This window comes from Kribbella sp. NPDC058693, assembly GCF_042715335.1.
In the GTDB taxonomy this organism is placed as follows: Bacteria; Actinomycetota; Actinomycetes; order Propionibacteriales; family Kribbellaceae; genus Kribbella; species Kribbella jiaozuonensis.
The window spans coordinates 977,035-999,007 of record NZ_JBHXSQ010000001.1; the positions used below are offsets into that span (position 1 = coordinate 977,035).

19 protein-coding genes and 1 pseudogene are annotated in these 21,973 nt (G+C 67.8%); 9 read left to right on the forward strand and 11 right to left on the reverse strand.

Annotated elements, in window-relative coordinates:
- From ACFWUU_RS04605 to ACFWUU_RS04615, 3 genes and pseudogenes are all read right to left on the reverse strand, one after another.
- Positions 1 to 1,541, reverse strand: a pseudogene (locus ACFWUU_RS04605) (alkaline phosphatase D family protein).
- Positions 1,542 to 1,667: 126 nt separating this feature from the next.
- A complete protein-coding gene (locus ACFWUU_RS04610) occupies positions 1,668 to 2,039 on the reverse strand; it encodes a DUF1304 family protein (RefSeq protein ID WP_380172693.1) in 372 nt (123 codons plus the stop codon).
- Positions 2,036 to 2,398 carry a cupin domain-containing protein gene (locus ACFWUU_RS04615; protein ID WP_137253636.1) on the reverse strand — a complete coding sequence of 121 codons (363 nt, stop codon included), beginning with the start codon at positions 2,396 to 2,398 and terminating at the stop codon, positions 2,036 to 2,038. The genes ACFWUU_RS04610 and ACFWUU_RS04615 overlap by 4 nt, the downstream gene beginning before the upstream one ends.
- A gap of 121 nt (positions 2,399 to 2,519) precedes the next feature.
- On the opposite strand from ACFWUU_RS04615, the gene ACFWUU_RS04620 reads away from it, so the two are divergent.
- Complete coding sequence (locus ACFWUU_RS04620; RefSeq protein ID WP_380172695.1) at positions 2,520 to 3,572, forward strand: helix-turn-helix transcriptional regulator; 1,053 nt, start codon at positions 2,520 to 2,522, stop codon at positions 3,570 to 3,572.
- On the opposite strand, the gene ACFWUU_RS04625 is transcribed toward ACFWUU_RS04620, so the two are convergent.
- The gene (locus ACFWUU_RS04625; protein ID WP_380172696.1) at positions 3,559 to 4,455 is read right to left on the reverse strand and encodes an AraC family transcriptional regulator; all 897 of its coding nucleotides are present in this window, start codon (positions 4,453 to 4,455) and stop codon (positions 3,559 to 3,561) included. The genes ACFWUU_RS04620 and ACFWUU_RS04625 overlap by 14 nt on opposite strands.
- A 120-nt stretch (positions 4,456 to 4,575) precedes the next feature.
- On the opposite strand from ACFWUU_RS04625, the gene ACFWUU_RS04630 reads away from it, so the two are divergent.
- The gene (locus ACFWUU_RS04630) at positions 4,576 to 5,427 is read left to right on the forward strand and encodes an SDR family oxidoreductase (RefSeq protein ID WP_380172698.1); all 852 of its coding nucleotides are present in this window, start codon (positions 4,576 to 4,578) and stop codon (positions 5,425 to 5,427) included.
- Here the strand turns inward: ACFWUU_RS04630 and ACFWUU_RS04635 are convergent.
- The 4 genes from ACFWUU_RS04635 to ACFWUU_RS04650 are packed head-to-tail and all read right to left on the reverse strand — an operon-like array spanning position 5,424 to position 9,501.
- A complete protein-coding gene (locus ACFWUU_RS04635) occupies positions 5,424 to 6,239 on the reverse strand; it encodes a fumarylacetoacetate hydrolase family protein (RefSeq protein ID WP_380172700.1) in 816 nt (271 codons plus the stop codon). The two genes, ACFWUU_RS04630 and ACFWUU_RS04635, sit on opposite strands and share 4 nt — an antisense overlap.
- A complete protein-coding gene (locus ACFWUU_RS04640) occupies positions 6,236 to 7,750 on the reverse strand; it encodes a hypothetical protein (RefSeq protein ID WP_380172702.1) in 1,515 nt (504 codons plus the stop codon). Before ACFWUU_RS04640 ends, ACFWUU_RS04635 begins: the two co-directional genes overlap by 4 nt.
- Positions 7,751 to 7,780: 30 nt before the next feature.
- On the reverse strand, positions 7,781 to 8,629 hold the full coding sequence (locus ACFWUU_RS04645) for a carbohydrate ABC transporter permease (RefSeq protein ID WP_380172704.1): 849 nt from the start codon (positions 8,627 to 8,629) through the stop codon (positions 7,781 to 7,783).
- Positions 8,629 to 9,501, reverse strand: a complete 873-nt coding sequence (locus ACFWUU_RS04650) for a carbohydrate ABC transporter permease (RefSeq protein WP_380172706.1) — start codon at positions 9,499 to 9,501, stop codon at positions 8,629 to 8,631. Before ACFWUU_RS04650 ends, ACFWUU_RS04645 begins: the two co-directional genes overlap by 1 nt.
- Before the next feature lie 191 nt (positions 9,502 to 9,692).
- Between ACFWUU_RS04650 and ACFWUU_RS04655 the strand changes: the two genes are divergently transcribed.
- From ACFWUU_RS04655 to ACFWUU_RS04685, 7 genes are read left to right on the forward strand one after another with little or no spacing between them, the layout of a single operon-like run.
- Positions 9,693 to 10,994 (forward strand): ABC transporter substrate-binding protein, encoded by a 1,302-nt coding sequence (locus ACFWUU_RS04655; protein WP_380172708.1) that lies wholly within the window; start codon positions 9,693 to 9,695, stop codon positions 10,992 to 10,994.
- The gene (locus ACFWUU_RS04660; RefSeq protein WP_380172710.1) at positions 10,991 to 12,019 is read left to right on the forward strand and encodes a Gfo/Idh/MocA family protein; all 1,029 of its coding nucleotides are present in this window, start codon (positions 10,991 to 10,993) and stop codon (positions 12,017 to 12,019) included. Before ACFWUU_RS04655 ends, ACFWUU_RS04660 begins: the two co-directional genes overlap by 4 nt.
- Positions 12,016 to 13,989 (forward strand): heparinase II/III family protein, encoded by a 1,974-nt coding sequence (locus ACFWUU_RS04665; RefSeq protein WP_380172712.1) that lies wholly within the window; start codon positions 12,016 to 12,018, stop codon positions 13,987 to 13,989. The genes ACFWUU_RS04660 and ACFWUU_RS04665 overlap by 4 nt, the downstream gene beginning before the upstream one ends.
- A complete protein-coding gene (locus tag ACFWUU_RS04670; RefSeq protein WP_380172714.1) occupies positions 13,982 to 14,737 on the forward strand; it encodes an amidohydrolase family protein in 756 nt (251 codons plus the stop codon). Before ACFWUU_RS04665 ends, ACFWUU_RS04670 begins: the two co-directional genes overlap by 8 nt.
- Positions 14,734 to 15,540, forward strand: a complete 807-nt coding sequence (locus tag ACFWUU_RS04675; protein WP_137253625.1) for an amidohydrolase family protein — start codon at positions 14,734 to 14,736, stop codon at positions 15,538 to 15,540. The genes ACFWUU_RS04670 and ACFWUU_RS04675 overlap by 4 nt, the downstream gene beginning before the upstream one ends.
- Positions 15,533 to 16,879, forward strand: a complete 1,347-nt coding sequence (locus ACFWUU_RS04680; RefSeq protein ID WP_380172716.1) for a hypothetical protein — start codon at positions 15,533 to 15,535, stop codon at positions 16,877 to 16,879. Before ACFWUU_RS04675 ends, ACFWUU_RS04680 begins: the two co-directional genes overlap by 8 nt.
- Positions 16,880 to 16,895: 16 nt before the next feature.
- Positions 16,896 to 18,194, forward strand: coding sequence for an aspartate aminotransferase family protein (locus ACFWUU_RS04685; RefSeq protein WP_380172718.1), 1,299 nt, complete (start codon positions 16,896 to 16,898; stop codon positions 18,192 to 18,194).
- On the opposite strand, the gene ACFWUU_RS04690 is transcribed toward ACFWUU_RS04685, so the two are convergent.
- From ACFWUU_RS04690 to ACFWUU_RS04700, 3 genes are all read right to left on the reverse strand, one after another.
- Positions 18,157 to 19,755, reverse strand: a complete 1,599-nt coding sequence (locus ACFWUU_RS04690) for an alpha/beta hydrolase (RefSeq protein WP_380172720.1) — start codon at positions 19,753 to 19,755, stop codon at positions 18,157 to 18,159. The two genes, ACFWUU_RS04685 and ACFWUU_RS04690, sit on opposite strands and share 38 nt — an antisense overlap.
- Positions 19,756 to 19,858: 103 nt before the next feature.
- On the reverse strand, positions 19,859 to 21,151 hold the full coding sequence (gene clpX / locus ACFWUU_RS04695) for an ATP-dependent Clp protease ATP-binding subunit ClpX (RefSeq protein ID WP_137253622.1): 1,293 nt from the start codon (positions 21,149 to 21,151) through the stop codon (positions 19,859 to 19,861).
- Between the two features lie 204 nt (positions 21,152 to 21,355).
- On the reverse strand, positions 21,356 to 21,967 hold the full coding sequence (locus ACFWUU_RS04700) for an ATP-dependent Clp protease proteolytic subunit (protein WP_137253621.1): 612 nt from the start codon (positions 21,965 to 21,967) through the stop codon (positions 21,356 to 21,358).
- Between the last annotated feature and the right edge of the window lie 6 nt (positions 21,968 to 21,973).

The following is a 21,973-nucleotide window of genomic DNA, read 5'->3' on the forward strand; positions in this document are numbered from 1 at the left end:
TCACACCGCCTGCAATCCGGGCTGGCCCTCTTCGATCACGAACGACTTCGCTGTCGCCGCGGCGGCGCCGTGCTCGGACACCTTGGCCACGTTGCGGAAGTCGGCTCGCATCTCGGTCGGACTGACCGTCGCGCGGATGTACCCGCGCCGGTTGCTGTAGAACTTCAGCCACGGGTTCGTACCGGCATCCGGCACCGCGGTGGACGTGTCGCCGTCACCGCTGGAGGTGACCGAGCTGGTGACGAGCTCGGTGCCGATCGTCGCCGAGTTCGCGTTGTTGTAGTCGGCCTTGAGGTCGTTGGCCCACGCCCGGTGCACATCCCCGGTGAGTACGACGGGGTTGCGGACCGACCGATCCACCCAGCCCTGCTGGATCCGGGCCCGCGAGGCGCGGTACCCGTCCCAGGAGTCCATGCTCGCGCCAGTCGAGTTGAACCGGCGCGCGAAGAACACCTGCTGGCCGATGATGTCCCACGTACCCAGGTGCTGCCCCAGACCGTCCGCAGCCAGGTCTCCTGCGGGTTGCCGGGCAGACTGCGGCTGGCCAGATCAGCGTCCGAGCACAGCTTCCATCCGTCGCCACACGCCTGGTCGTTGCGGTACTGCCGGGTGTCGAGCATGTGGAACGTCGCCAGGCTCCCCCACCGCAACCGCCGGTACAGCTGGATGCTGTTGCCACTGTTCACCTGAGCAGGCCGCAGCGGCATGTTCTCGTAGTACGCCTGGTACGCCGCCGAACGCCGCGCGGTCCACTGCGCCGCAGTCAGCGCCGGAGTGTTGTTCTCGCGCACGGTGCCGGCGTAGTTGTTCTCCACCTCGTGGTCATCCGGTACGACGATCCACGGCGCGACCGCGTGCGCCGCCTGCAGATCCGGGTCCGTCTTGTACTGCGCGTACCGCCGGCGGTAGTCCGCGAGCGACACGACCTCGTTGCCGAGGTGGAGTCGCGGGCGGCCCGTGGTCGGACCGTACTCGTAGATGTAGTCGCCGAGGTGCAGGATGACGCCAGGGTTCTCCTCGGCCATCCGGCGATAGACGGTGAAGTACCCCTCCTCGTAGTGCGAGCAGGAGGTGAACGCCATCACCAGGTTCCGGCCGGCGGCGCCGATCGCCGGCGTCGTGCGGGTCCGGCCGACCGGCGAGACGTGACCCTGGGCACGGAATCGGTAGAAGTAGTCGAAGTCCGGGTTGAGGCCGCCGGCGATGGCGTGCACCGAGTGCGCGGCGGCATACTTCGCGGTGACTGTGCCGGACGCGACCAGCGTGCTGAAGGTGTCGGTGGTCGACACCTGCCAGTCCACGGCGACATCGGCGTTCGCCATCCCGCCCTGGCCGTCGGCGTTGGTCGGCGACGGGGCCAGGCGGGTCCACAGCACGACGCTGTTCGCGTCCGGCTCACCGGACGCGATGCCGAGCTGGAACGGGTACGGGACGGCGGCGGTAGCGGTGATCACTGACGACTGGGCGGCAGCCGGGAGGGCGCCGACACCAGCCGCGGCGAGTCCGCCGAGAACAAGGGTCCTGCGACTGATTGGGCTCATGGACCTCACCTTCACGGGTACTCAGGGCGGCAGGCCCCCGGAATGGTCGAACGCTCGGTGACCATCCGGGAACCTTGAGTGTGTGCGGTGTTTCATGCCCATGATTGCGCAGAGTTCGTAACTTTCCTACAGGACGAGGATGAGCAAAACCGCGGCAGGAATGCCTTCCAGGAGCGCGTTGAACCACAACCGGCGCTCCGAGATGACCAGGACGACGGCTAAGAACGTGTGCTGCGCCGCAGTGAAGGTCACCAGCGCGTTGCCCGCCGACTCGTGCCCGTTCGCCGCGAGGACGACGCCGATCACCAGCGCGGCCGCGGTGGTCAGGCTGTACCAGCCCAGGTTCACGGTCCACAGCCGGACCGCGTCGAAGTCGGTCGGTTTGGTGAGGAACAGCGGATACAGCTTCGGGTGCCGGTAGAGGATCGACTCCATCACGAACACCGCGGTCAGCATCACCGCGATGACGATCGCCAGGACCTGCGCCGCCGTACTCATGCCGGGCTCCCGAACAGCTCGCTCATCCGGCCGGTCTGGCTGATGGTGAGGAACTTCGCCGCCGGGGTGAGCACCGAGAAGGTGTTCAGCGTGCCGGCCGGGATGCTGATCGACGAACCCGGGCCGAGGTCGTAGCCCTGATCGCCTGCCTGGACGAGGATCCGGCCCTGCAGCACGTAGAACGCCTTGCTCCAGGACTCGCTGTGCGGCGGCGTCGCGTCGCCGCGGGGCGCGTCGATCTCGAACAGCTCGTACTGCCCGTCGGTGTGCTCGGCGCCGATCTTGACGGTCACGGTCGCATCCGGAGCGGTGTGCTCGACCCCGCTGCCGGCATTGCTCAGATGCACTGATTCGGTCATGCCCGCGACGGTAGGAAGCAGCGACCGTCGCCGAAATCCCGTCCGGCTGGGCTCGAGCGCCGGCCGGAATCCCCACATTTCCGGGATAGGCGGCCCCGATACGGCGGCGCATACTGAGCGCATGTGGGAGGGCCGGGCCCGGGCCGCACGCCGGGACATCGCGGCACTGGCGACGTCGGGGATGGGCGTCGCCGAGTTGCACGCGGCCGCGATCGAGGTGGTCGAACGGGTCGTCGGCAGCGAGCTGACCTGCTGGGCCGGCCTGGATCCGGGCACGCTCGTGATGAGCTCGATGACCAGCGGTCAGGCGCGGATCCCCTCGGAGTACGAGCCGCGGCTGGCGGAGACGGAGTACGCCGGAAGTGTGCCGAACTCGTTCGCCGAGTTGGCCCGGAACGATCGCCGGGTCGCGCGGCTGTCCGACCTGCCGCACCGCGAGGTTGTCGGGCACCGACGGCTGAACGAGGTGTGGCGGCCGCTCGGGATCGAGCACGAGGTGCGGACCACGTTCACCGTCGACGGTGACTGCTGGGGTGCGGCCGGGTTCGTCCGGAGCGGATCGGACTTCAACGATCGCGAGGTGGGGTTCCTCGGGTCGGTGGCGCCGGTGATCGGTGCGGCGACGCGGGTCGCCGTGCGGACCGATGCGCACGGGTACCACGGAGGGGTCGGCCCGTCGATCGTCGTCACCGGGCCGAACGGCGAACCTCGGGCGATCACCGCGGCCGCGCGGACCTGGCAGGACGAGCTGAACGAGATCGCGCCCGGGCGGTTCGACGTACTGCTGCGCGCGGTGGTCACCGGCACGCGGGTGGCGGCCGGCGGGACGTTCCAGGCGCGGGTGCAGTCGGCGTCAGGCGGATGGGTCGTGTTGCAGGGCAGCCGATTGCTCGGGGACGGTGACGACGAAGTCGTTGTCACGATCGAGCCGGCGTCCGGGCATCACCTGGTCGGGATGCTGCTGGCGGCGTACGGCCTGACCACGCGCGAGCGGGAGATCTGCCTGGAGGTCATCTCCGGGCACACGACGACCGAGATCGCCGACCGGTTGTCGATCTCGCCGCACACGATCCAGGACCACCTGAAGTCGGCGTTCACCAAGGTCGGCGTGCGCAGCCGCGGCGAACTGGTCGCGACGTTGCGGCCAGAAGATCTGACCGTCAGGCCGGCGTGAGCTGCTTGCGGTAGGTCCCTGGCGGTACGCCGAAGTCGCGCTTGAACGCCTTCGCGAACGCGAACTCCGAGGTGTAGCCGATCTCCTTCGCGACCGTGGCGAGCGGGCGATCGTGATCACGCAACAGCCGCGCCGCCGTCGTCATCCGCCAACGGGACAGGTAGGTCAGCGGCGGCTCGCCTACCGCCTCGGTGAACCGGCGCGCGAACGCAGCCCGCGACAACCCGACATCGGCGGCCAGATCAGCGACCGTCCACGCGGCACCAGGCCTCTCGTGGATCAGCTCCAGGGCCTGCACGACCGAGGGGTCGGTCAGCGCCTGCGCCCAACCTTCGGTTGAGCACTCGTGGTCCTCGAGCCAGGCCCGCAGGATCAGCACCAGCAGCGCGTCGACCAGCGCCGGTACGACGGCGGCCGAGCCGGGCCGCTGCGCGTCGAGCTCCTCGCCGAGGATGCTGATTGCCGTATGCAACGAACGGTGGCGGCCCGGGTCCGCCGGCACGACGACCACGTCGGGCAGCTTGGTGAGCACGGGGTGCGGGCGCTCGCGATCGAGGCGATAGGTGCCGCACAGCAGCAGCGCGCGGGCGCCCTGACCTTGCGGCGGCTCCTCGACGGTCGGGTCGAAGGCGACCGTCGGCGAGTCGGGATGGTCGACGAGCGCGTGGTCGAGACCGCGCGGGAGCAGGACCGCATCGCCCGGTCCGAGCGGGATCGGGTCTCCGTCCGGCGGCAGCAACCACGCCGTACCTTGCAGGATCAGGTGGAACGTGGCGCCGAACGAATGCACGAACCGCAGCCCCCACGGACCCCGGACGTCGGTGCGCCCGGACGTGGCCGGGCCGGTCTTCATCGCGCCGACGACATCTGCGAGCACATCCATGCCCATCATCATACGCGCGCCTATCAAGACGATGAGACATAAATCAGCGCTTGATGGACATAGATCCGCTTGATCGCTCGGCCTACTGTCGGTGACAGAAGCCAACGACTAGGAGTACAGATGAGCATCGTCGTCACCGCAGCAACCGGTCACCTGGGCAACCTCGTCATCGACGAGCTGCTGCAGCGGGTCCCCGCCGACCAGGTCGTCGCGGTCGCGCGGAACGCCGAGAAGGCTGCCCCGATCGCGGACCGCGGCGTCGAGGTCCGGATCGCCGACTACAACGACCCGGCCGCGCTGGCGAAGGCGATCGGCGCCGGGGACACCCTCCTGCTGATCTCCGGCCTCGAGCCGAACCGTCTCGACCAGCACAAGTCGATCATCGCGATCGCGAAGGACGCCGGCGTCGCGCGGATCGCGTACACCAGCGCGCTCGGCGGTCCGGAGGCCGACTTCGACCTGGCCGCCGATCACCGCGCGACCGAGCAGGCGATCCTCGACTCGGGGTTGCCGTACACGTTCCTCCGCAACGGCTGGTACAACGAGGTCTACACCGACCAGATCCCCGTGCAGCTGGCGAACGGCGTTGTCGGCAGCGCCGGTGACGGCCGGATCGGATCGGCGGCCCGCCGGGACTATGCGGCCGCGGCGGCCGTCGTACTGACCGGGGACGGGCACGAGAAGAAGGCGTACGAGCTGAACGGCGACGTCGCGTGGACGCTGACGGAGTACGCCGCCGAGCTCGCCAAGCAGTCCGGCCAGGACGTTGCCTACAGCAACCTCTCGGCCGATGACCACGCGCAGGTGCTGGTCGGCGCCGGGCTGCCGGAGCCGGTGGCACAGCTGTTCGTGGGTGTCGACGCCGCGATCGAGCGCGGCCTGCTGGCCGGCCGCGGCAGCGACCTCACCCGGCTGATCGGTCGTCCCACCACACCGATCGCGGACTCGATCGCCGCCGCGCTGAGGAGCTAACGAAGCCGGTTGTGCTGTTCGCCCAGGCCGTCGGCCCAGGTCCGGAGTACGTCGCCCGCGCGGAGGAACCGCGGCGGCTTCTGGCCTGCGCCGACGCCGGCCGGCGTACCGGTGCTGATCACGTCACCCGGGTACAGCGTCATGAACTGCGAGATGTAGTGGACCAGGTGCGCGACGCCGAAGATCATCTCGGCCGTCGAGCTGTCCTGCAGCACCTCGCCGTTCACATCCAGCCCGAGCTTGATCGCCTGCGGATCCGGCACCTCGTCGGCGGTCAGGATCCACGGACCGAGCGGGCAGAACGTCGCCGAGTTCTTCCCCTTGTCCCATTGACCTCCGCGCTCCAGCTGGAAATGCCGCTCGGACACGTCGTTGGCGAGCACATACCCCGCGATGTACTCCATCGCCTCGGCCTCATCGGCGAGGTACGACGCGGTCCGGCCGATCACCACACCGAGCTCGACCTCCCAGTCAGTCTTCTCGCTACCGCGCGGAATGATCACGTCGTCGCGCGCTCCGACCACGGTGTCCGGCGCCTTCATGAACAGGATCGGCTCAGCCGGCGCCTCCTGCCCGCCCTCGGCCGCATGGTCGGCGTAATTCAGGCCGACGCACACGATCTTCCCGGGACTCAACGGCGCGGCGAGCTTCACCGCCTCGAAGTCCACAGCCGGCTCGGCGGTGGTCGACCGCGCTCGCAGCCGGTCCAGGTCGAACGGCTCCGCGGCGCCCGGCAACGGCCGGACCCGGCCGTCCTCGTCGAGTACGGCGTCACACAGACCATCGTCGGTGTGGATCCGGAGCAGTCTCACTTGTTCCTCCAACCAGAGTTCTTCGCCCAGTTCAGATACGCGATACCCAATGCGTGCGAGCCTTGCACCGGCATGAGCTGTACGGCGTCGTACACACGCAGGGACTGCTCGTAGATCAGCAGGTCCTGTTCGGCGTACTCGCCCCATCGCGCGCACTGCACCGCGTTGGCCGGTACGGCGTCGCCGGTCCCGTCGACGCGGAACCAGACCTCGTTCGCGGACCGGATCAGCTTCTGCGTGAACGTCCTGGCGAAGACCGTCACGTCCGTGACCGCTCCCCCGTCGATCCCCGCGTCGTACGCCGCGTGCACGAACTCGCTGCTGATCGCCGCGTGGCTCAGATCCTCGGTCTGCTTGGACGCCGGATACGACGGTGTGTACTCCGAGATCCCAGCGGTCTTCGGGTAACCGGCATACAGCTCGCTGTACGGCGGCCAGTAGGTCCACACGTACGCGCCGTCGACGAGCCGCAGCGCGGGCTGGTACGCCTTCAGCATCTGCTGGACCCGCGTCTTGTAGCGCGGCTGCTTGGTGGCCCGGAAGAGCTCGACCAGCACCTGCCCGATGCCCTGACTCTGGTTGTACGGCTGGATCGTGCCGTCAAACGGGATCGGCGCGCCCTTCGGCCACACGTAGTCGCCGGTCCCGTCCGGCCGCGAGACCCACTCGGGGTCGTGGAACGCAACGGCTGCCGTGGCCGCGTCGAGCACCTCCCGCGCGAACTTCTGCCGCGACCGGAGCTTGGGCGACTGCAACACCATCCGGGCATAGCGCGCCAACGGGAACCCGACCATGCCGGTGTGCACGGCGAACACGTAGTACTGCGGCTGGAAGGTGATCGTCGCGGCTGCGGGCGCGGGCGCCGCTGCCGGAGTTGCGCGGAGCTCGGCCGCGGTCCAGCGCAGCCCTGCCGTGTAGGCGTTGTTGACCGCAGTCACGACGTACGTCGGTGCGGCGGGATCGAGGCTGACGCCGGGCAGCGTGACGACGGTCGTGGTGGCCGGGTTGCGGAGTACGAGATCAAAGGCGCCGTCGGCAACGTTCGAGACCTCGGCGGTTGACTCGGCGGACCTGGATCCGGCCCAGCGGAGTTGGACGGCCGGGTTGCCATCTCCGTCAGGGAGGACGCCGTGGCCGGCGGTGTAGTTGCCCGCCGTACGCCAGACCTTGCCGGACCGGCCGGCGTAGTCCGTCACGTGACGGGCGTGGTCGGTGGTCTTCATCAGGTGCCGGGCGCGGTCCTCGAACGTGCGCAGGTAGCGCTCGTCCTGGTACGCCTCGTACATCCGGAGCAGGCTGAGCAGGAAGTAGGACTCGCCCCAGGCATAGACACCGGCCTCGTTGTCCTGCGGATCGGATGCCAGGTAGCCAGCCTGCGCGACGTCGAAGGCTTCGGGCGAGTCGTAGACGAGTGGATCGGCGGACGCTGACAGGGCCGGGATGCCGGCCCAGGCGGCGACACCACCGGCTGTCGTTCCGAGAATGAGCGTGCGGCGGCTGAACGGTTGCATGAAGGCCTCACAGGTGGACGGGAGGGCGGCTCAGCCTTTGACTGCACCGCCCATGCTGTTGAGAATGCGTTTCTGCAGCAGGAGGAAGACGAAGATCACCGGGACCAGCGAGATCACGGTCCCGGCCGCGAGGCCGCGGACATCGGTCCCGGCGACGCCGCTCAGGTAGGCGATCCCGAGCGCGATCGGGTACTTCGACTGGCTGGTCAGCACGACCAGCGGCCAGATGAAGCTGTTCCAGACCGACACGAAGCCGAGGATCGCGAGCACGGCCAGTGTCGGCGCGACGATCGGTACGCAGATCCGCCAGAAGATCGCGAACTCGTTCGCGCCGTCCATCCGGGCCGCTTCGACGATCTCGTCCGGGATCTGCGAGAACGCCTGCCGAAGCAGGAAGATCCCGAGCGACGACAGCACCGCGGGCAGGATCACCGCGGCGAACGTGTCGGTCAGCCCGAGCTCGCTCATCACCAGGAACCGCGGGATCAGCATCAGCTCACCGGGCAGGAACATGATCGACAGGAACAGCATGAAGAACACGCCGCGGCCGCGGAACGCGATCCTGGCCAGCGGGTACGCCGTCAGCGCGGAGATCACCAGGTAGATCGGGACCGTGATGCCGACATAGATCACCGAGTTCACCAGGAACCGCGCGTACGGGATCGTCGTCCACGCCTCGCGGAACCAGTCGGCGACCGGCGGCCGCGGAATCAAGTCGGGTGGGAACCCGAACACGTCCTGGCTGGCCGGCTTGGTCGCCGAGCTGAGCAGGATCAGGAACGGCCCGATGAACAGCGCCGCCACCGCGATCAGCAGGACATAGAGGCCGACGCGGCGCACGTTGATCCGGGGCCGGTTCCGGTACAGGCGACGGGCCATCAGCCGTCCCTCCGTCGGGTCACCAGGAGGTTGAAGCCGGCCAGCACGATCATGATCGCCCACAACAGCAGGCCGACTGCGCTCGCGTAGCCCATGTCGTAGTCCTGGAACGCTTTCGACCAGATGTAGTAGCCGAGCGTCAGCGTGGAGTCGAGCGGTCCGCCGCGGGTCAGCACGTAGACCGACTCGAACGCGCGCATCGCCTCGAGCATGCTGAGCACGAGCGTGACCGCGAACGTCGGCCGCAGCGCCGGTACGACGACATGTAGCAGCCGCTGCCACGCGTTCGCGCCGTCGATCGTCGCCGCCTCGACCTGGTCCGACGGCACGGCCTGCAGCCCGGCCAGGTAGATCATCATGAACAACCCGGCGTTCTTCCACGCCTCCAGCAGTACGACGGTCGGCAGCGCCCAGTGCCGATCCAGCAGGAAGTCGATCGGCCCCGCGCCGAACAGGCCGAGCAGCCAGTTCACGACGCCTTCGCGGTTGAAGACGTACCGCCAGGCGACCGCCACCGCGACCATCGACGTGATCACCGGCAGGTAGTAGAGCATCCGGAACGCCTGGATCGCGCGCAGCTTGAGGTTGACCAGCATCGCCAGGAACAGCGGCGCGATCACGGTCAACGGCAGGAACATCAGCACGAACAGCAGCGAGTTCCGCAGGGCGATCCAGACCCTCGGGTCCTGGCCGAGCCGGATGAAGTTGTCCAACCCGGTGAAGCGGACCGGATGGACGATGTCGTAGTCGGAGAAGGCCAGCTGGATCGCGATCACGGCCGGCCAGGCGAACATCGCGGCGTAGAACAGCAGCCCGGGCAGCATGAACACGTACGGCGTGTACCAGTGCTGCCCGACTACACGTCCTCGCATGGGTCGCCCCTAATGTCTGAAACCCAGCTTTCAGATTCCTTGATGTCCGGAACCGTAGCTCACGCGCATGCCAGCCGGAAGCGCTAGCTCCGAGAAATTTCTGCGACCTTCCGTTGACTCTGGTCAAGAGATGTCGAACACTGTGGTGTCTGTAAGCCAGGTTTAGGACATTCCGTTCTGAGGAGCCACTCATGGCCCGATCCCTGCTCAGGTACCTCGCGGTGGGCGCCGCTCTCGCACTGGCTCTGTCCGGCTGTGTGTCCGGCAGCCCAGCCGGCGGCGACGAGCCGAAGCAGCAGTCCAGCGACGCGTACTCCGGTGACGTCGAGTGGTGGACGATCAACCTGCAGAAGAACTACGGGCCCGACATCCAGAAGTGGATCGACGCCTACCAGAAGGACCATCCGAAGGTCCACATCAACTGGGTGGACGTGCCGGGCGCGGACATCACCACCAAACTGCTGGCCGCGATCGCCAGCGGGAAGGTGCCGGACGTCGTCAACTTCACCTCCGCGACGACCGGGCTGTTCGCCGGGTCGATGGCGGACCTGAGCTCGCTGTTCAGCCAGGACGACGTCGCCGCCTACCTGCCGAACCTGGCCGACCCGTTGGTTGTCGACGGCAAACGCATCGCGATCCCCTGGTACAACGGCGGTACGTCGCTCTCCTTCTACAACAAGGATCTGCTGGCCAAGGCCGGCTTCGATCCGGCCAAGCCGCCGAAGACGTACGACGATGCGCTGACACTCGCGACGAAGTACCACGACGCGACGGGCAAGTCGGCGACCAACTTCATGGCGTACTCGAGCGTGGTGCAGGCCGACGGGATCCCGCTGCTCTCGGAGGACGGGAAGACGGCCGCGTTCAACACCCCGGAGACCCTCGCACTGGTGGAGAAGTTCAAGCCGCTGTTCGCATCCGGCGCGATCGCGCCCGGCAGCCTGAGTGAGAACCCGCGGGACCTGCCGCAGTCGCTGGAGAACAAGCTGATCGCGTTCAACCCGGCCGCCGTCTCCAGCTCCCTGCTGAACATCGCGAAGAACGCGCCCGCCGTCTACTCCTCGATCGTGGTCGGTCCCCCGGTGACCGGTGCCGACGGCAAGTACTACATGTCCGGCCAGCAGGTGATGGGAATCCCGGCGAAGTCGGACAACCAGGCCGCCGCGGCCGCTTGGCTCAAGTACGTCGCCGCCCCCGAGCAGCAGCTGGCACTCTGCAAGCTCGTGCCGATCTACCCGTCGTCGGTGAAGGCGCTCGCGGATCCGTTCTTCACCGACATCTCCGGGAACACGCCGGCCGACCAGGCCCGCAAGATCCTGGTCGACACGTTCAAGACCAGCGTGGACGCGTCGATGGGATCGGGGAACGACGAGCAGTTGCGACAGCTGTTCGACGACCAGATCCGCGCGTACATGTCGGGTACCAAGACGGCGAAGCAGGCATTGGACGACGCCGAGAAGGCGTGGAACGACACTCTGGCGAAGGGGAAATGAGCGTGCTGAGGATCGGGATCGTCGGGGCCGGGATCATGGGGCGTGGGAACGCGCTGTCGTTGTCCGGCCGGACCGACGCCGGGATCACTGCGGTGACGAGTCGGTCGGCGGACTCGGCCGGGCGGCTGGCCGACGAGATCGCCGAACGGGGCGCGGCACGGCCCACGATCCATCCCGACCTCGACGCACTCCTCGCCGATGACGCGGTGGATGCCGTCGTACTCACGACTCCGGACGACCTGCACGGCGAGATGATGGTGCGCGCGGCCGAGGCCGGGAAGCACATCCTGGTCGAGAAGCCGATGACCACCTCGGTCGCGGAGGCCGACGCGGCGGTGAAGGCGATCCGCGAGAACGACGTGATCGCGATGTGCCTGTTCAACCACCGCTGGGTCCCGGCGTACGCACAGGCCTACGAGCTGCTCGCGGATCTCGGCGAGGCCGCGGTCGCGTACGCGCGCAAGGACGACACGATCTTCGTACCGACCGAGATGCTGTCCTGGGCCGAGCGGACGACGTGTGCCTGGTTCCTGTCCAGCCACGACATCGACCTGGTCTCGTGGCTGCTCCGCGATCAGGTGCGCCGGGTCTACGCGACCGCTCGCTGGGGCAAGCTACGGTCGCTCGGGATCGACACCCCGGACGCGATCCAGATCCAGGCGGAGTACTCGCGCGGTGCGGTCGCCACGTTCGAGTCGGCGTGGATCTATCCGAACACGTTCCCGACCACGGTCGACTCGTACGTCTCGGTGATCGCCGACAACGGCGTCGTACAGCTGGACCGGCAGAAGGAGAGCGTCGTCGTCGCGCGTCCGGAAGGCTACAGCTACCCGCGGAACATGCTGCAGCGGGTCATGCACGGGATCCCGTCCGGCGCGTACGCCGACGCGATCGCGCACTGGGTCGATTGCTGCCGCACCGGCCGGCAACCGCTGATCACGATCGAGAGCAGCCGCGACGTGACCGCCGTACTCGAGGCCGCGCATCTGTCGATCGAGACCCGCCAGCCGGTCGAGGTCGCATGAGTACTGGGCCCGAGAAGCCGCGGCACATCGACGCGCGGATCAACCAGATCAGTACGGACGACCTGCTGAAGGCGTTCGGGTCGCCGGCGGATGATCTGGCCGGACTCCGCGCCTTCGTGGGGTCCCGGATGCAGCGTCCCGCCTGGCCGTTGCCGGACTCGTCGGATGGCGTACTCGAAGCCGCAGCGCCGTTGCTCGACGGTGTGGACGTGACCGGGCTGGGCAAGGGCCGGTCGCAGCTGTACGGCTTCCACTACCTCGGCTGGCTGAAGCCTGGTGTCGATGCCTGGTTGCTGACCGGCGACGATCGCTACCTGCGCGCCTTCGAGCGGCATCTGGACGAGTGGGTCGAGCGGCGCGACTCGGTCACCGGCGAGTGGCCGGGGCTCGACGTGATCTGGTACTCGCTCGGCACCTGGGCACGCTGCCGGAACCTGCTGCCCACACTGGAGGTGTTGACCCCGTCATCGTTGTCCGACCGTGTCTGGGGGCGGCTGGTGGCGACGCTGGTCGGTGGGGCGCGCTGGGCGTACGACGAGCATGACGTCTTTCGGCACGGGAACTGGCAACTGGTGTGCGCTACCGAACTGCTGCATATCAGCGCCGTACTGCCCTCACTCGTGGAGTCGGCGGCCTGGGCGGAGCGTGCGCGCGAGCGGATCGAAGAGCATCTGGTGCTGGACATCTATCCCGATGGCGGGCACTACGAGCGGTCGCCCGGGTACCACGGGATGGTGCTGAGTGCGCTGCAGACCGCGGCACGGATCGATCCGGCGGTGGCTGGGCATCCTCGGTTCGCCGCGATGCATACCTGGCTGCGTGAGTTGGTGTCGTCAGGAGGATGGATACCGCATCTGCAGGACAGCGGGATCGTCTGGCCTGCTGAGCTGCTGTCGCGTGGCAGCTCGGTTCAGGACAGACCTTTGCCGTTGGCAACCGTCTTGCCCGAGTCCGGGTACACGATCCTGCGCGGTGACGAGTTGCGGGCGGTGATCAACCACGGGCCGCATATCGAGCACGAGCTGGAGTCGCATTCGCATCGCGCCGTTCTCGATCTGGTGCTGGACGGGTGGGGCGAGCCGTTGTTGTGGGAGGCGGGCGGGCCGCCGAGCTACGACGATCCTGGCTATTTGAGTTGGTATCAGTCGGGCCGCGGGCACAACGCGGTGCGCGTGAACGACCTGGAGTTGTCGACGGATCGGCGGGTGTCGGTTGATCCACTGGTCGATACCGGTCCGGTTGCGGTCTTCTCCGGGCGGCATCACGGGAACGGGTTGGAGCAGGCACGCACGATCGCGATGGTGCGCGAGGAGCCGGCGTACGTCGTCGTGACGGACAAGGCCGACGGTCAGCACACGTTTCGCGCGATGTGGCACGCGCTGCATCCGTGGCGGCAGGTCGGGCCTTTGACGTATGACGCCGGCTCGCCCGGCCTGTTGCTGATCGAGGCCGGCGATCCGGCGGAAACAACCGTGGAGACGTCTGAGGGCGTCGCTCGCCACCCGATCGTGGAGAGTCGAACGGCTGAATACGGCCCGCTGTATTCGCTTTCGCTCGAGCGCTCGAGTGGAAACTTCACCACAGTCCTCATCCCACACCGGGACGTCACCCCCGACGTCGCGGTCACCCGGGTCGACGGCGATCTGGTCATCACGCAAGGCTCGACCACCGACAGGATCGGCGCATCCAGCTGGAGCCGCTCGATCAACGGACAGTTGTCCTGGGCAACCGGTTGGCAGGTGCGAGAGCTACCTGGCCTCGTCCGCTCCACAGATCAGATCAACGTCCTGGTCGAGGGGTCGCGGTACGTCGTCACCTGCTCCGGACGCTGCGGCCTGTGGGTGCGCGCCTCCGGCGAGCTCCACCTCAACAACATCGTGATCGACGCGGAAGTCGACGACGGCTGGGCGCACTTGACGCTGCCGTACGCCGGCGCGTGGACTGTTGACGGGGGGATGGCTCGTGGATGACGTGACGTATGGGTGGTTCGATGCGCGGGTGGTGACCGGCGTACACCCAGCCAGCCTGCAGCCCGCGACGGACCGGGATGCGATTGCCGCGCATCTCGACCGGTTCGAGCTGTCGGGAGCGCTGGTCAGTGCGATGGCGTCCTGGCTGCACGATCCGATCGGCGGCAACGCGGAGGCCTCCGCCATCGCGCACGGCCTCGCCGATCGCGGCGTACTCGCCTGCTGGACCGCGATCCCTGCCACCCCGGGTGAACTCGACTCACTCACCGCACTCGTCGATCGCGCCGTCAGCGAAGGCGTAGCGGCCTTCCGCATCCACCCGGCGTCACACGGCTTCTCCCCCAGCCTGCTCGACGAGTTGTACGCCGGTCTGCAGGCCAACCGTCTGCCTCTGTGCATCGACGCCGCCGAGATCACCTGGCCGGCCCTGACCGCGATCGCAACGCGCTACCCCGAACTCCCGATCGTCATCTCGAACCTCGGCTACCGCAAACTCCGCGAGCTCTGGGCCGCACTTGATGGTCACACCAACATCTACGTCGACCTCGTCGACTTCGCCGGACACCAGGGCGTGGAATGGCTCGCCGCCAACAACCTCGCCGATCGGCTCGTGTTCGCGACCGGATTCGGGCTGCGTGATCCCGGCGAGAGCGTCGTACGGCTGGCTTGGTCCGGTCTCGACGACGCGACGGTCCGGCTGGTCGGGTCGGACACTGCGAGTCGGCTGTTCACCGGAGGTCACTCGTGATCGGGCGACGGCCGACGCACCGGATCATCGACGTCCACGCGCATCTCGGCCCGTACTCGCTGTTCTTCATCCCTGAGCCGGACGCCGCCACGATGGTCGCGGTCATGGACCTGACCGGCACCGACGTCACCGTGCTCTCGGCCAATCGCGCGATCCAGCAGGATGCGCACCTCGGCAATTCGCAGTCGCTGGCCGCGGTCGACGCGCACCCTGGCCGCATCGCGGCGTACGCGGTGATCAATCCGTGGCAGGACCCGGAGCGCGAGCTCGAGCGGCTCGCGGCCGACGAGCGGTTCGTCGGAATCAAGGTGCACCCGACGTTGCATCGCTATCCGGTCACGGGTGCGCGGTACGCCGCGGTCTGGGAGTTCGCCGAGTCGACCGGCTGTCCCGTGCTGAGTCACTCCGAGCACCAGTCGCCGTACGACGCTCCGGCGATGTTCCAGACGGTTGCGGAGCGGTACCCGGGTGCTGCGGTCATGCTCGGCCACGCCGGTATCACCCCGGCCGGCGTGGCCGAGGCGATCGAGGCCGCCAGCCGGTACGAGTCGCTGTGGCTGGAGGTGTGCGGGTCGCAGATGACCGGGCCGATGATCAGCGCGATGGTGGACCAGGTGGGCAGCGGCCGGGTCCTGTTCGGCTCGGACTTCCCCTTCATCGACCAGCGCATGTCGCTGGGCCGGGTGGTGTGCGCGCCACTGACGGAGAGTCAACGTCAAGATGTTCTCAGCGGGAACGCCCGCAAGCTGTTCCGGTGGCGGCCGCTACCAGGAGAACGAGGGGTTGACGAGACGGATGAGTGACGAGACGGAGCCGGTGGCCGGTGAGCGGGTGCCGGCGGTGACAGTCGGACTGTTCGGGCCGCGTCGACTGGTGAAGACGATGGCCGAGGTCGGGCAGGAGGTCGCCGAGCGGTCGGCACACGGCGTACGGTTCCTCACCGGCGGGTACGACGACCAGTCCGACGCCGAGGAGCGGTACCTGAGGCTGCGCGACCGGATCGACTCGGCCGTCTTCCCCGGCCCGTGGGCGTTCGACCTGGCGACCACCGGCCACTGGCTGACCGTCCCGTCCACCCACCTCCCACTGACCGGCGCCGCACTGTACGCCGCCCTGCTGCGCGCCTCGCTGACCATCGAAGGCGTCGACCTGAGCCGGGTCAGCATCGACTCGCTCTCACTGGCCGACGTAACCGAGGCGTACGGCGAGATCGGCCTGGACACCGCAGAGGTGTACGACGTCCCGTACGAGGGACCGGAGTCGGTTGACGGCTTCGCGGCGTTCCACCGAGACAAGTGGGAGTGCCGGCACACCACGGTGGCGCTGACCACGATCCTGTCGGTGGAGCGCGAGCTACGTGCGGACGGCGTACCGGTGCTGCGGATCGCGCCGACGCGGTCGAGTGTGCGGGATGCGCTGGAGACCGCCGTACTGCTCGGTCAGGGCACGCGGATGGGGGCGCACCAGCTGGCGATGATCGCCGTACAGGTCATTCCGTCCGGGGCCGAGTCCGGTGACTACTGGCAGCAGGAGCTGGCGCTGTCGACCCACCAGAAGCTGCTGGCCGAGGCGCGTCAGGTCGGTGCGTCGGTGGCGCGTCGGTCGGACACGATGTTCCTCGTTACCACTACACACGGTGCTCTGGTTCGGCTGACCGAGCAGTTCACGGTTGCGCCTTTCCTGGGTGCATTGACCGCGCAGCTCGGCGTACCGGTCGCAGTGGGTGCCGGCACTGGCCAGACTGCTCGCGCAGCTGAGGCAAACGCGCTGATGGCTGTGGAGGAGTCAGTTGCGGCCGGTGGGAAGGTCGCGGTGTACCTGGACGGTGGGAGTGACCGTCTGGATCTGGAGCCTGGGCCCGCAACGGCTGACACCGCACCCGTCGACAGTGCTCCGCTCGACCAGCGGGCACTGGAGATCGTCACATCGATCGCATCCGCCATGAGCGCCACACCGGGACGGCAGCTGGTTGTCGACGTCGAGAGCGTCGCCGCCATCATGCAGGTCACCCAGCGCACCGGACGCCGCATGCTCAAGGAGCTGGTCGAGGCGGGCCTCGCCTGGCCGCTGCCCCCGGCCAGGTCGACCGGTGGCGGCCGTCCTCGCCAGCAGTTCCGCCTGCTCACCGAAAAGCTCGACTGACGCCCTGGAGGCACCTGTGCAGAGGACCCACGACCGCGCCGACCATCTGTACAAGCGTGCCCGGCAGGTGATCGCGGGCGGGGTCTCCAGCGACGCACGCCGTGCCGACCGGCCGCTGTTCGTGGACCACGCCCTCGGTGCAGAGCTCTGGGATGTGGACGGCAACCGCTTCCTGGACTACGTGCTCGGCCAAGGCCCCAACCTGCTGGGCCATGCCGCACCGCTGGTCGCGGACGCGGTCTCCGCCCAGGTACGCCGTGGCGTCGCGTACGCCGCTCAGCACGAACTAGAGGCGCAGGTCGCGGAACGCCTCTGTGCCATGGTGCCCGCGGCGGAGCTGGTCCGCTTCAACAGTGTCGGATCGGAGGCGGTGCACGGCGCGCTCCGGCTGGCCCGCGGTCACACCGGACGGCCGAAGATCGTGAAGTTCGAGGGGAACTACCACGGTTGGCTCGACCCGGTGCTCTACAGCGTGCACCCGGATCTCGCCCTGGCCGGCGACGCCCGGCATCCCACCGCGGTCGGCGGTACGGCGGGCCAACCGCGCCACGACGCCGACGACCTGATCGTCCTCCCGTACAACGACCTCCCCGCCGTCTCGGAGGTGTTCACGCAGCATGGCGACGACATCGCCGCCGTCATCCTCGAACCGCTGCTGTGCAACACCGGCTGCATCACGCCTCGACCTGGTTACCTCGAAGGGCTGCGGCAGCTGACCACGCAGTACGGATCGTTGCTGATCTTCGACGAGATCATCACCGGCTTCCGCGTCGCTCCGGGCGGGGCGGGCGAGCTGCTCGGCGTCGTACCCGATCTGGCCGCGTTCGGGAAGGCGATGGCCGGTGGGATGCAGGTCTCCGCGCTGGTCGGATCGGCCGAGGTGATGGGAACGATTGCCGACGGCAAGGTTGCGCACGCGGGCACCTTCAACTCGCACCCGGTCGGGATGGCAGCCGCAGACGTGGTACTGCGTCAGCTCGACGAGCACCGCGACGACGTCTACCCGCCGCTGAACGCGACCGGCCGACGGCTGATGGCCGGATTGCGCGCTGCCGCGGCTAAGCACGGCGTACCGCTGCTGGTGGACGGTCCGGGTCCGGTGTTCCAGACCTACATCACCGACCAGGCCGAGGTGACCGACTATCGCTCGTTCGCTGCCTGCGACCGGGCCGCGATGGCTCGGTTCCACGCGGGACTGTTCGCTGCCGGGATCAACATCGTCCCGCGTGGACTGTGGTTCTTGTCCACCGAGCACACCGCGGACCAGGTCGACGAGACTATTGCGGTAGCGGAGTCAGTGCTTTCTTCCCTGTAGGCAGGGGATCGAACGGCTTGCGATCCTGTGTGCAGGTCGAGCCGTCGGCCGGTGCCTTCAGGTCAGTCAGGTAGTCGGTGATCATCGCGTCGGCGCAGGTGCTCTTGCCGAGCGTGGTGTGCCCGTAGCCCTCGACCGTGACCATCCGCGCGTCCGGGTACAGGTCGGCGTACGGACGAGTCGCTTCGTACGGCGTGGCCGGGTCGTGGCGGGTGCCGAAGACGAGCACGGGCTGCTTGACGTTGTTCTTCCACGGCCCGAGGAAGGCGTCGGTGTCGCGGATGCCCATGAACTCGCACTGGATGCCGATCCAGGCGCGGTAGCGGCCGAAGTGCGGGGCACGCTTGTCGGCGGCATCGGCGTACCCCGGGTAGGCCAGCGGGCCGCGGCCGGACTGCTTGGCCTCAACACACGGCTGCAGCGCACTGCCGATCGAGGTCGTGTAGTCCTCCTTGCGGCGGTTCCACTCGACCAGCGCTGTCGGCGCCTTGGTCGCTTTGGCTCGGTTGGTTGCGGAGAGCTGGGCCCACATGTCGGCGAGAGCCGGGAAGCCGGCCGGGTCGTACAGGTTCGAGAACGTGATCGCCACGGCTACGGCGTACGTCACCTTGAGCGTGGTGCCGTCCGGCAGCGGGACGTCGACCGGGTGGGTCTTCAACCGCTCCAGAGTGCCTTCGACGACGGTCTTCGGGTCGCCGAGCGTGTTGAGGACGCAGTTCGCGGCCGCCTTCTTGCACTCGGCGAGGAACTGCTCGTACGTGTCGTACGCGCCGTCGCCCTGCTTGAGGCGGACGCCGACCGGGTTCTTGTCGCCGTTCGAGCCGGAGTACCACTCGGGGCTGAGCGTGCCGTCGAGGACGAGTGCACGCACGTTGTTCGGGAAGAGCTTGGCGTACGTCGCGCCGAGGTACGTGCCGTACGAGTAGCCGACGTACGACAGCTTCTTGTCGCCGACCGCCTGCCGGAGCAGATCCAAGTCGCGGGCGACGTTCGCGGTCGAATAGTGCGCGAGCCGGTCCGGTGACGTGGTCCGGCAGCTGATCGCGAGCTTCGCGCTGTCGACGATGAACTGGCGCTCCTCCTTCGCCGTCAACGGGAACGGCGGCACGTTCGCGAACGCCTTCACCTCGTCAGCGGCCGTGGGATAGCAGGTCGCAGGATCCGATCGGCTCACACCCCGCGGGTCGAAGCCGAGAATGTCGAACTTCGCGCGTACCTCCGGGGTGTACGCGACCTGGGCGGCCTGCTGGACGAAGTCCACACCGGAACCGCCCGGGCCGCCGGGGTTCGTGAACAGCGTGCCGACCTCGTGGGCCGGGTCGCCGGCGGGCAGCCGGGTCAGCGCGATCGTCGTGGTCGGGCCGTGCGGATTGTCGTAGTCCGTCGGGACCTCGACCGTCGCGCACTGGAACGGCTTCAGCTCGGGGTCGGTGCCGCAACTCCCCCAGGCGATCTTCGGTACTTCGGTCTTGGCCTGGGCGACGGCGGAAGTCAGCGGCGTCAGCAGGACCAGGGCCAGACCGGTGACAGACAGTCTTCGAAGGATTCTTCTGGGCGTCATGTCACCGACCGTAGGCGGGTGACTCCTCCGGTCGCGTCCACCACGAGAAGGAGGCCGGAAGTCCGCCGTACAGCGGACCCCGGCCTCCGTTCGTCGTTTCTTGCTACGCGCTCTTCTCGCGGCGCTTGGTGCGCTCGATCTGGTCCCGCGGGATCAGCGTCGGGTTCACGTTCTCCAGTACGACGTCACCGGTGACGACGACCTTGGCGACGTCCTCACGGCTCGGCACCTCGTACATCACGTTGAGGAGAACCTCTTCCATGATCGCCCGCAGGCCACGGGCGCCCGTGCCGCGCAGCAGCGCCTGGTCCGCGATCGCCTCGACCGCGTCGTCGCTGAACTCCAGCTCGACGTTGTCGATCTCGAACAGCCGCCGGTACTGCTTGACCAGCGCGTTCTTCGGCTCCGACAGGATCTTGATCAGCGCGTCGCGGTCCAGCGGCGACACCGTCGTGATGACCGGCAGCCGGCCGATGAACTCGGGGATCAGCCCGAACTTGAGCAGGTCCTCCGGCATGACGTCGGCGTACCCGCCGAGCTCCTTCGGCTTCTCCGGCTCACGCGAGGTGTTGAAGCCGAGGGTCTTCTTGCCGACCCGCTGCTCGACCATGTGGTCCAGACCGGCGAACGCGCCGCCGACGATGAACAGCACGTTGGTCGTGTCGATCTGGATGAACTCCTGGTGCGGGTGCTTGCGGCCGCCCTGCGGCGGGACACTGGCGGTGGTGCCTTCCAGGATCTTCAGCAACGCCTGCTGGACGCCCTCACCGGAGACGTCGCGGGTGATCGACGGGTTCTCGCTCTTGCGGGCGATCTTGTCGACCTCGTCGATGTAGATGATCCCGGTCTCGGCCTTCTTGACGTCGTAGTCCGCCGCCTGGATCAGCTTCAGCAGGATGTTCTCGACGTCCTCACCGACGTACCCGGCCTCGGTCAGCGCCGTCGCGTCCGCGATCGCGAACGGGACGTTCAGCATCCGGGCCAGCGTCTGGGCGAGGTAGGTCTTGCCGCAGCCGGTCGGGCCGATCAGCAGAATGTTGGACTTGGCCAGCTCGACGGCCTCGTCCTTCGCGTGACGGCCGGCGCTCGAGGCGCCCTGACCGTCGCGGACCCGCTTGTAGTGGTTGTACACCGCTACCGCGAGCGCCTTCTTCGCCACGTCCTGTCCGACAACGTACGCGTTGAGGAAGTCGTAGATCTCCCGCGGCTTCGGCAGCTCGGTGAGACCGACCTCGGAGCCCTCGTTCAGCTCCTCCTCGATGATCTCGTTGCAGAGATCGATGCATTCGTCGCAGATGTAGACGCCGGGACCGGCGATGAGCTTCTTGACCTGCTTCTGACTCTTGCCGCAGAACGAGCACTTGAGCAGGTCGCCGCCGTCACCAATGCGTGCCACCGGGACAGATCCCTTCTATGCGCAGTCGAACCGTGAGCCGGGAGGGCGTGGGCCGCACGGACCGGGGCGGGGTTGTCATGGATACAGCTATCCCCGATCCGTTCTCGACGGTACCCCGTCCCGGGCCGAAAAACCGCGCTCGCCACCGGGTTGTGACTACGCCGGTGGCGAACGCGTCGAGCTCTTGACAGCCTGTCGGCCGGGTCAGACGCCGGCCGGGACCGGGGCCTTCAGGCTCTGCAGGACGTCGTCGATCAGGCCGTACTCGATCGCCTGCTCGGCGGTCAGGAACTTGTCCCGCTCGATGTCGCGGGAGACTTCCTCGTGCGACTTGCCGCTGGCGTCGGCGATCATGGTCTCCAGCAGCGCCCGCAGGCGGAGGATCTCGTTCGCCTGGATCTCGATGTCACTCGACTGGCCGTAGGTGCCCTCGGTGGCCGGCTGGTGGATGATGATCCGGCTGTTCGGCAGCGCGAGCCGCTTGCCCGGCGTACCGGCCGCGAGCAGCACGGCCGCCGCGGACGCGGCCTGGCCGAGGCACACCGTCTGGACGTCCGGCTTGATGTAGCGGACGGTGTCGTAGATCGCGGTCAGCGCTGTGAACGAGCCGCCCGGAGAGTTGATGTAGATGCTGATGTCGCGGTCGGAGTCCATCGACTGCAGGCACAGCAGCTGCGCCATCACCGCGTTCGCGATCTCGTCGGTGATCGGCGTGCCGAGGAAGATGATCCGGTCCTCGAACAGCTTCGTGTAGGGGTCGATCCGGCGCATGCCGTACGACGTGCGCTCCTCCCACTGCGGGATGAAGTAATTCATGGTGCG

What these genes read in the sequence shown, in the direction of transcription:
- ACFWUU_RS04610 (WP_380172693.1), bottom strand. Translation starts at nt 2,039, where the DNA reads ATGAGTACGGCGGCGCAGGTCCTGGCGATCGTCATCGCGGTGATGCTG.
- ACFWUU_RS04615 (WP_137253636.1), bottom strand. Translation starts at nt 2,398, where the DNA reads ATGACCGAATCAGTGCATCTGAGCAATGCCGGCAGCGGGGTCGAGCAC.
- ACFWUU_RS04620 (WP_380172695.1), top strand. Translation starts at nt 2,520, where the DNA reads ATGTGGGAGGGCCGGGCCCGGGCCGCACGCCGGGACATCGCGGCACTG.
- ACFWUU_RS04625 (WP_380172696.1), bottom strand. Translation starts at nt 4,455, where the DNA reads ATGGATGTGCTCGCAGATGTCGTCGGCGCGATGAAGACCGGCCCGGCC.
- ACFWUU_RS04630 (WP_380172698.1), top strand. Translation starts at nt 4,576, where the DNA reads ATGAGCATCGTCGTCACCGCAGCAACCGGTCACCTGGGCAACCTCGTC.
- ACFWUU_RS04640 (WP_380172702.1), bottom strand. Translation starts at nt 7,750, where the DNA reads ATGCAACCGTTCAGCCGCCGCACGCTCATTCTCGGAACGACAGCCGGT.
- ACFWUU_RS04645 (WP_380172704.1), bottom strand. Translation starts at nt 8,629, where the DNA reads ATGGCCCGTCGCCTGTACCGGAACCGGCCCCGGATCAACGTGCGCCGC.
- ACFWUU_RS04650 (WP_380172706.1), bottom strand. Translation starts at nt 9,501, where the DNA reads ATGCGAGGACGTGTAGTCGGGCAGCACTGGTACACGCCGTACGTGTTC.
- ACFWUU_RS04655 (WP_380172708.1), top strand. Translation starts at nt 9,693, where the DNA reads ATGGCCCGATCCCTGCTCAGGTACCTCGCGGTGGGCGCCGCTCTCGCA.
- ACFWUU_RS04660 (WP_380172710.1), top strand. Translation starts at nt 10,991, where the DNA reads ATGAGCGTGCTGAGGATCGGGATCGTCGGGGCCGGGATCATGGGGCGT.
- ACFWUU_RS04665 (WP_380172712.1), top strand. Translation starts at nt 12,016, where the DNA reads ATGAGTACTGGGCCCGAGAAGCCGCGGCACATCGACGCGCGGATCAAC.
- ACFWUU_RS04680 (WP_380172716.1), top strand. Translation starts at nt 15,533, where the DNA reads ATGAGTGACGAGACGGAGCCGGTGGCCGGTGAGCGGGTGCCGGCGGTG.
- ACFWUU_RS04690 (WP_380172720.1), bottom strand. Translation starts at nt 19,755, where the DNA reads ATGACGCCCAGAAGAATCCTTCGAAGACTGTCTGTCACCGGTCTGGCC.
- ACFWUU_RS04700 (WP_137253621.1), bottom strand. Translation starts at nt 21,967, where the DNA reads ATGAATTACTTCATCCCGCAGTGGGAGGAGCGCACGTCGTACGGCATG.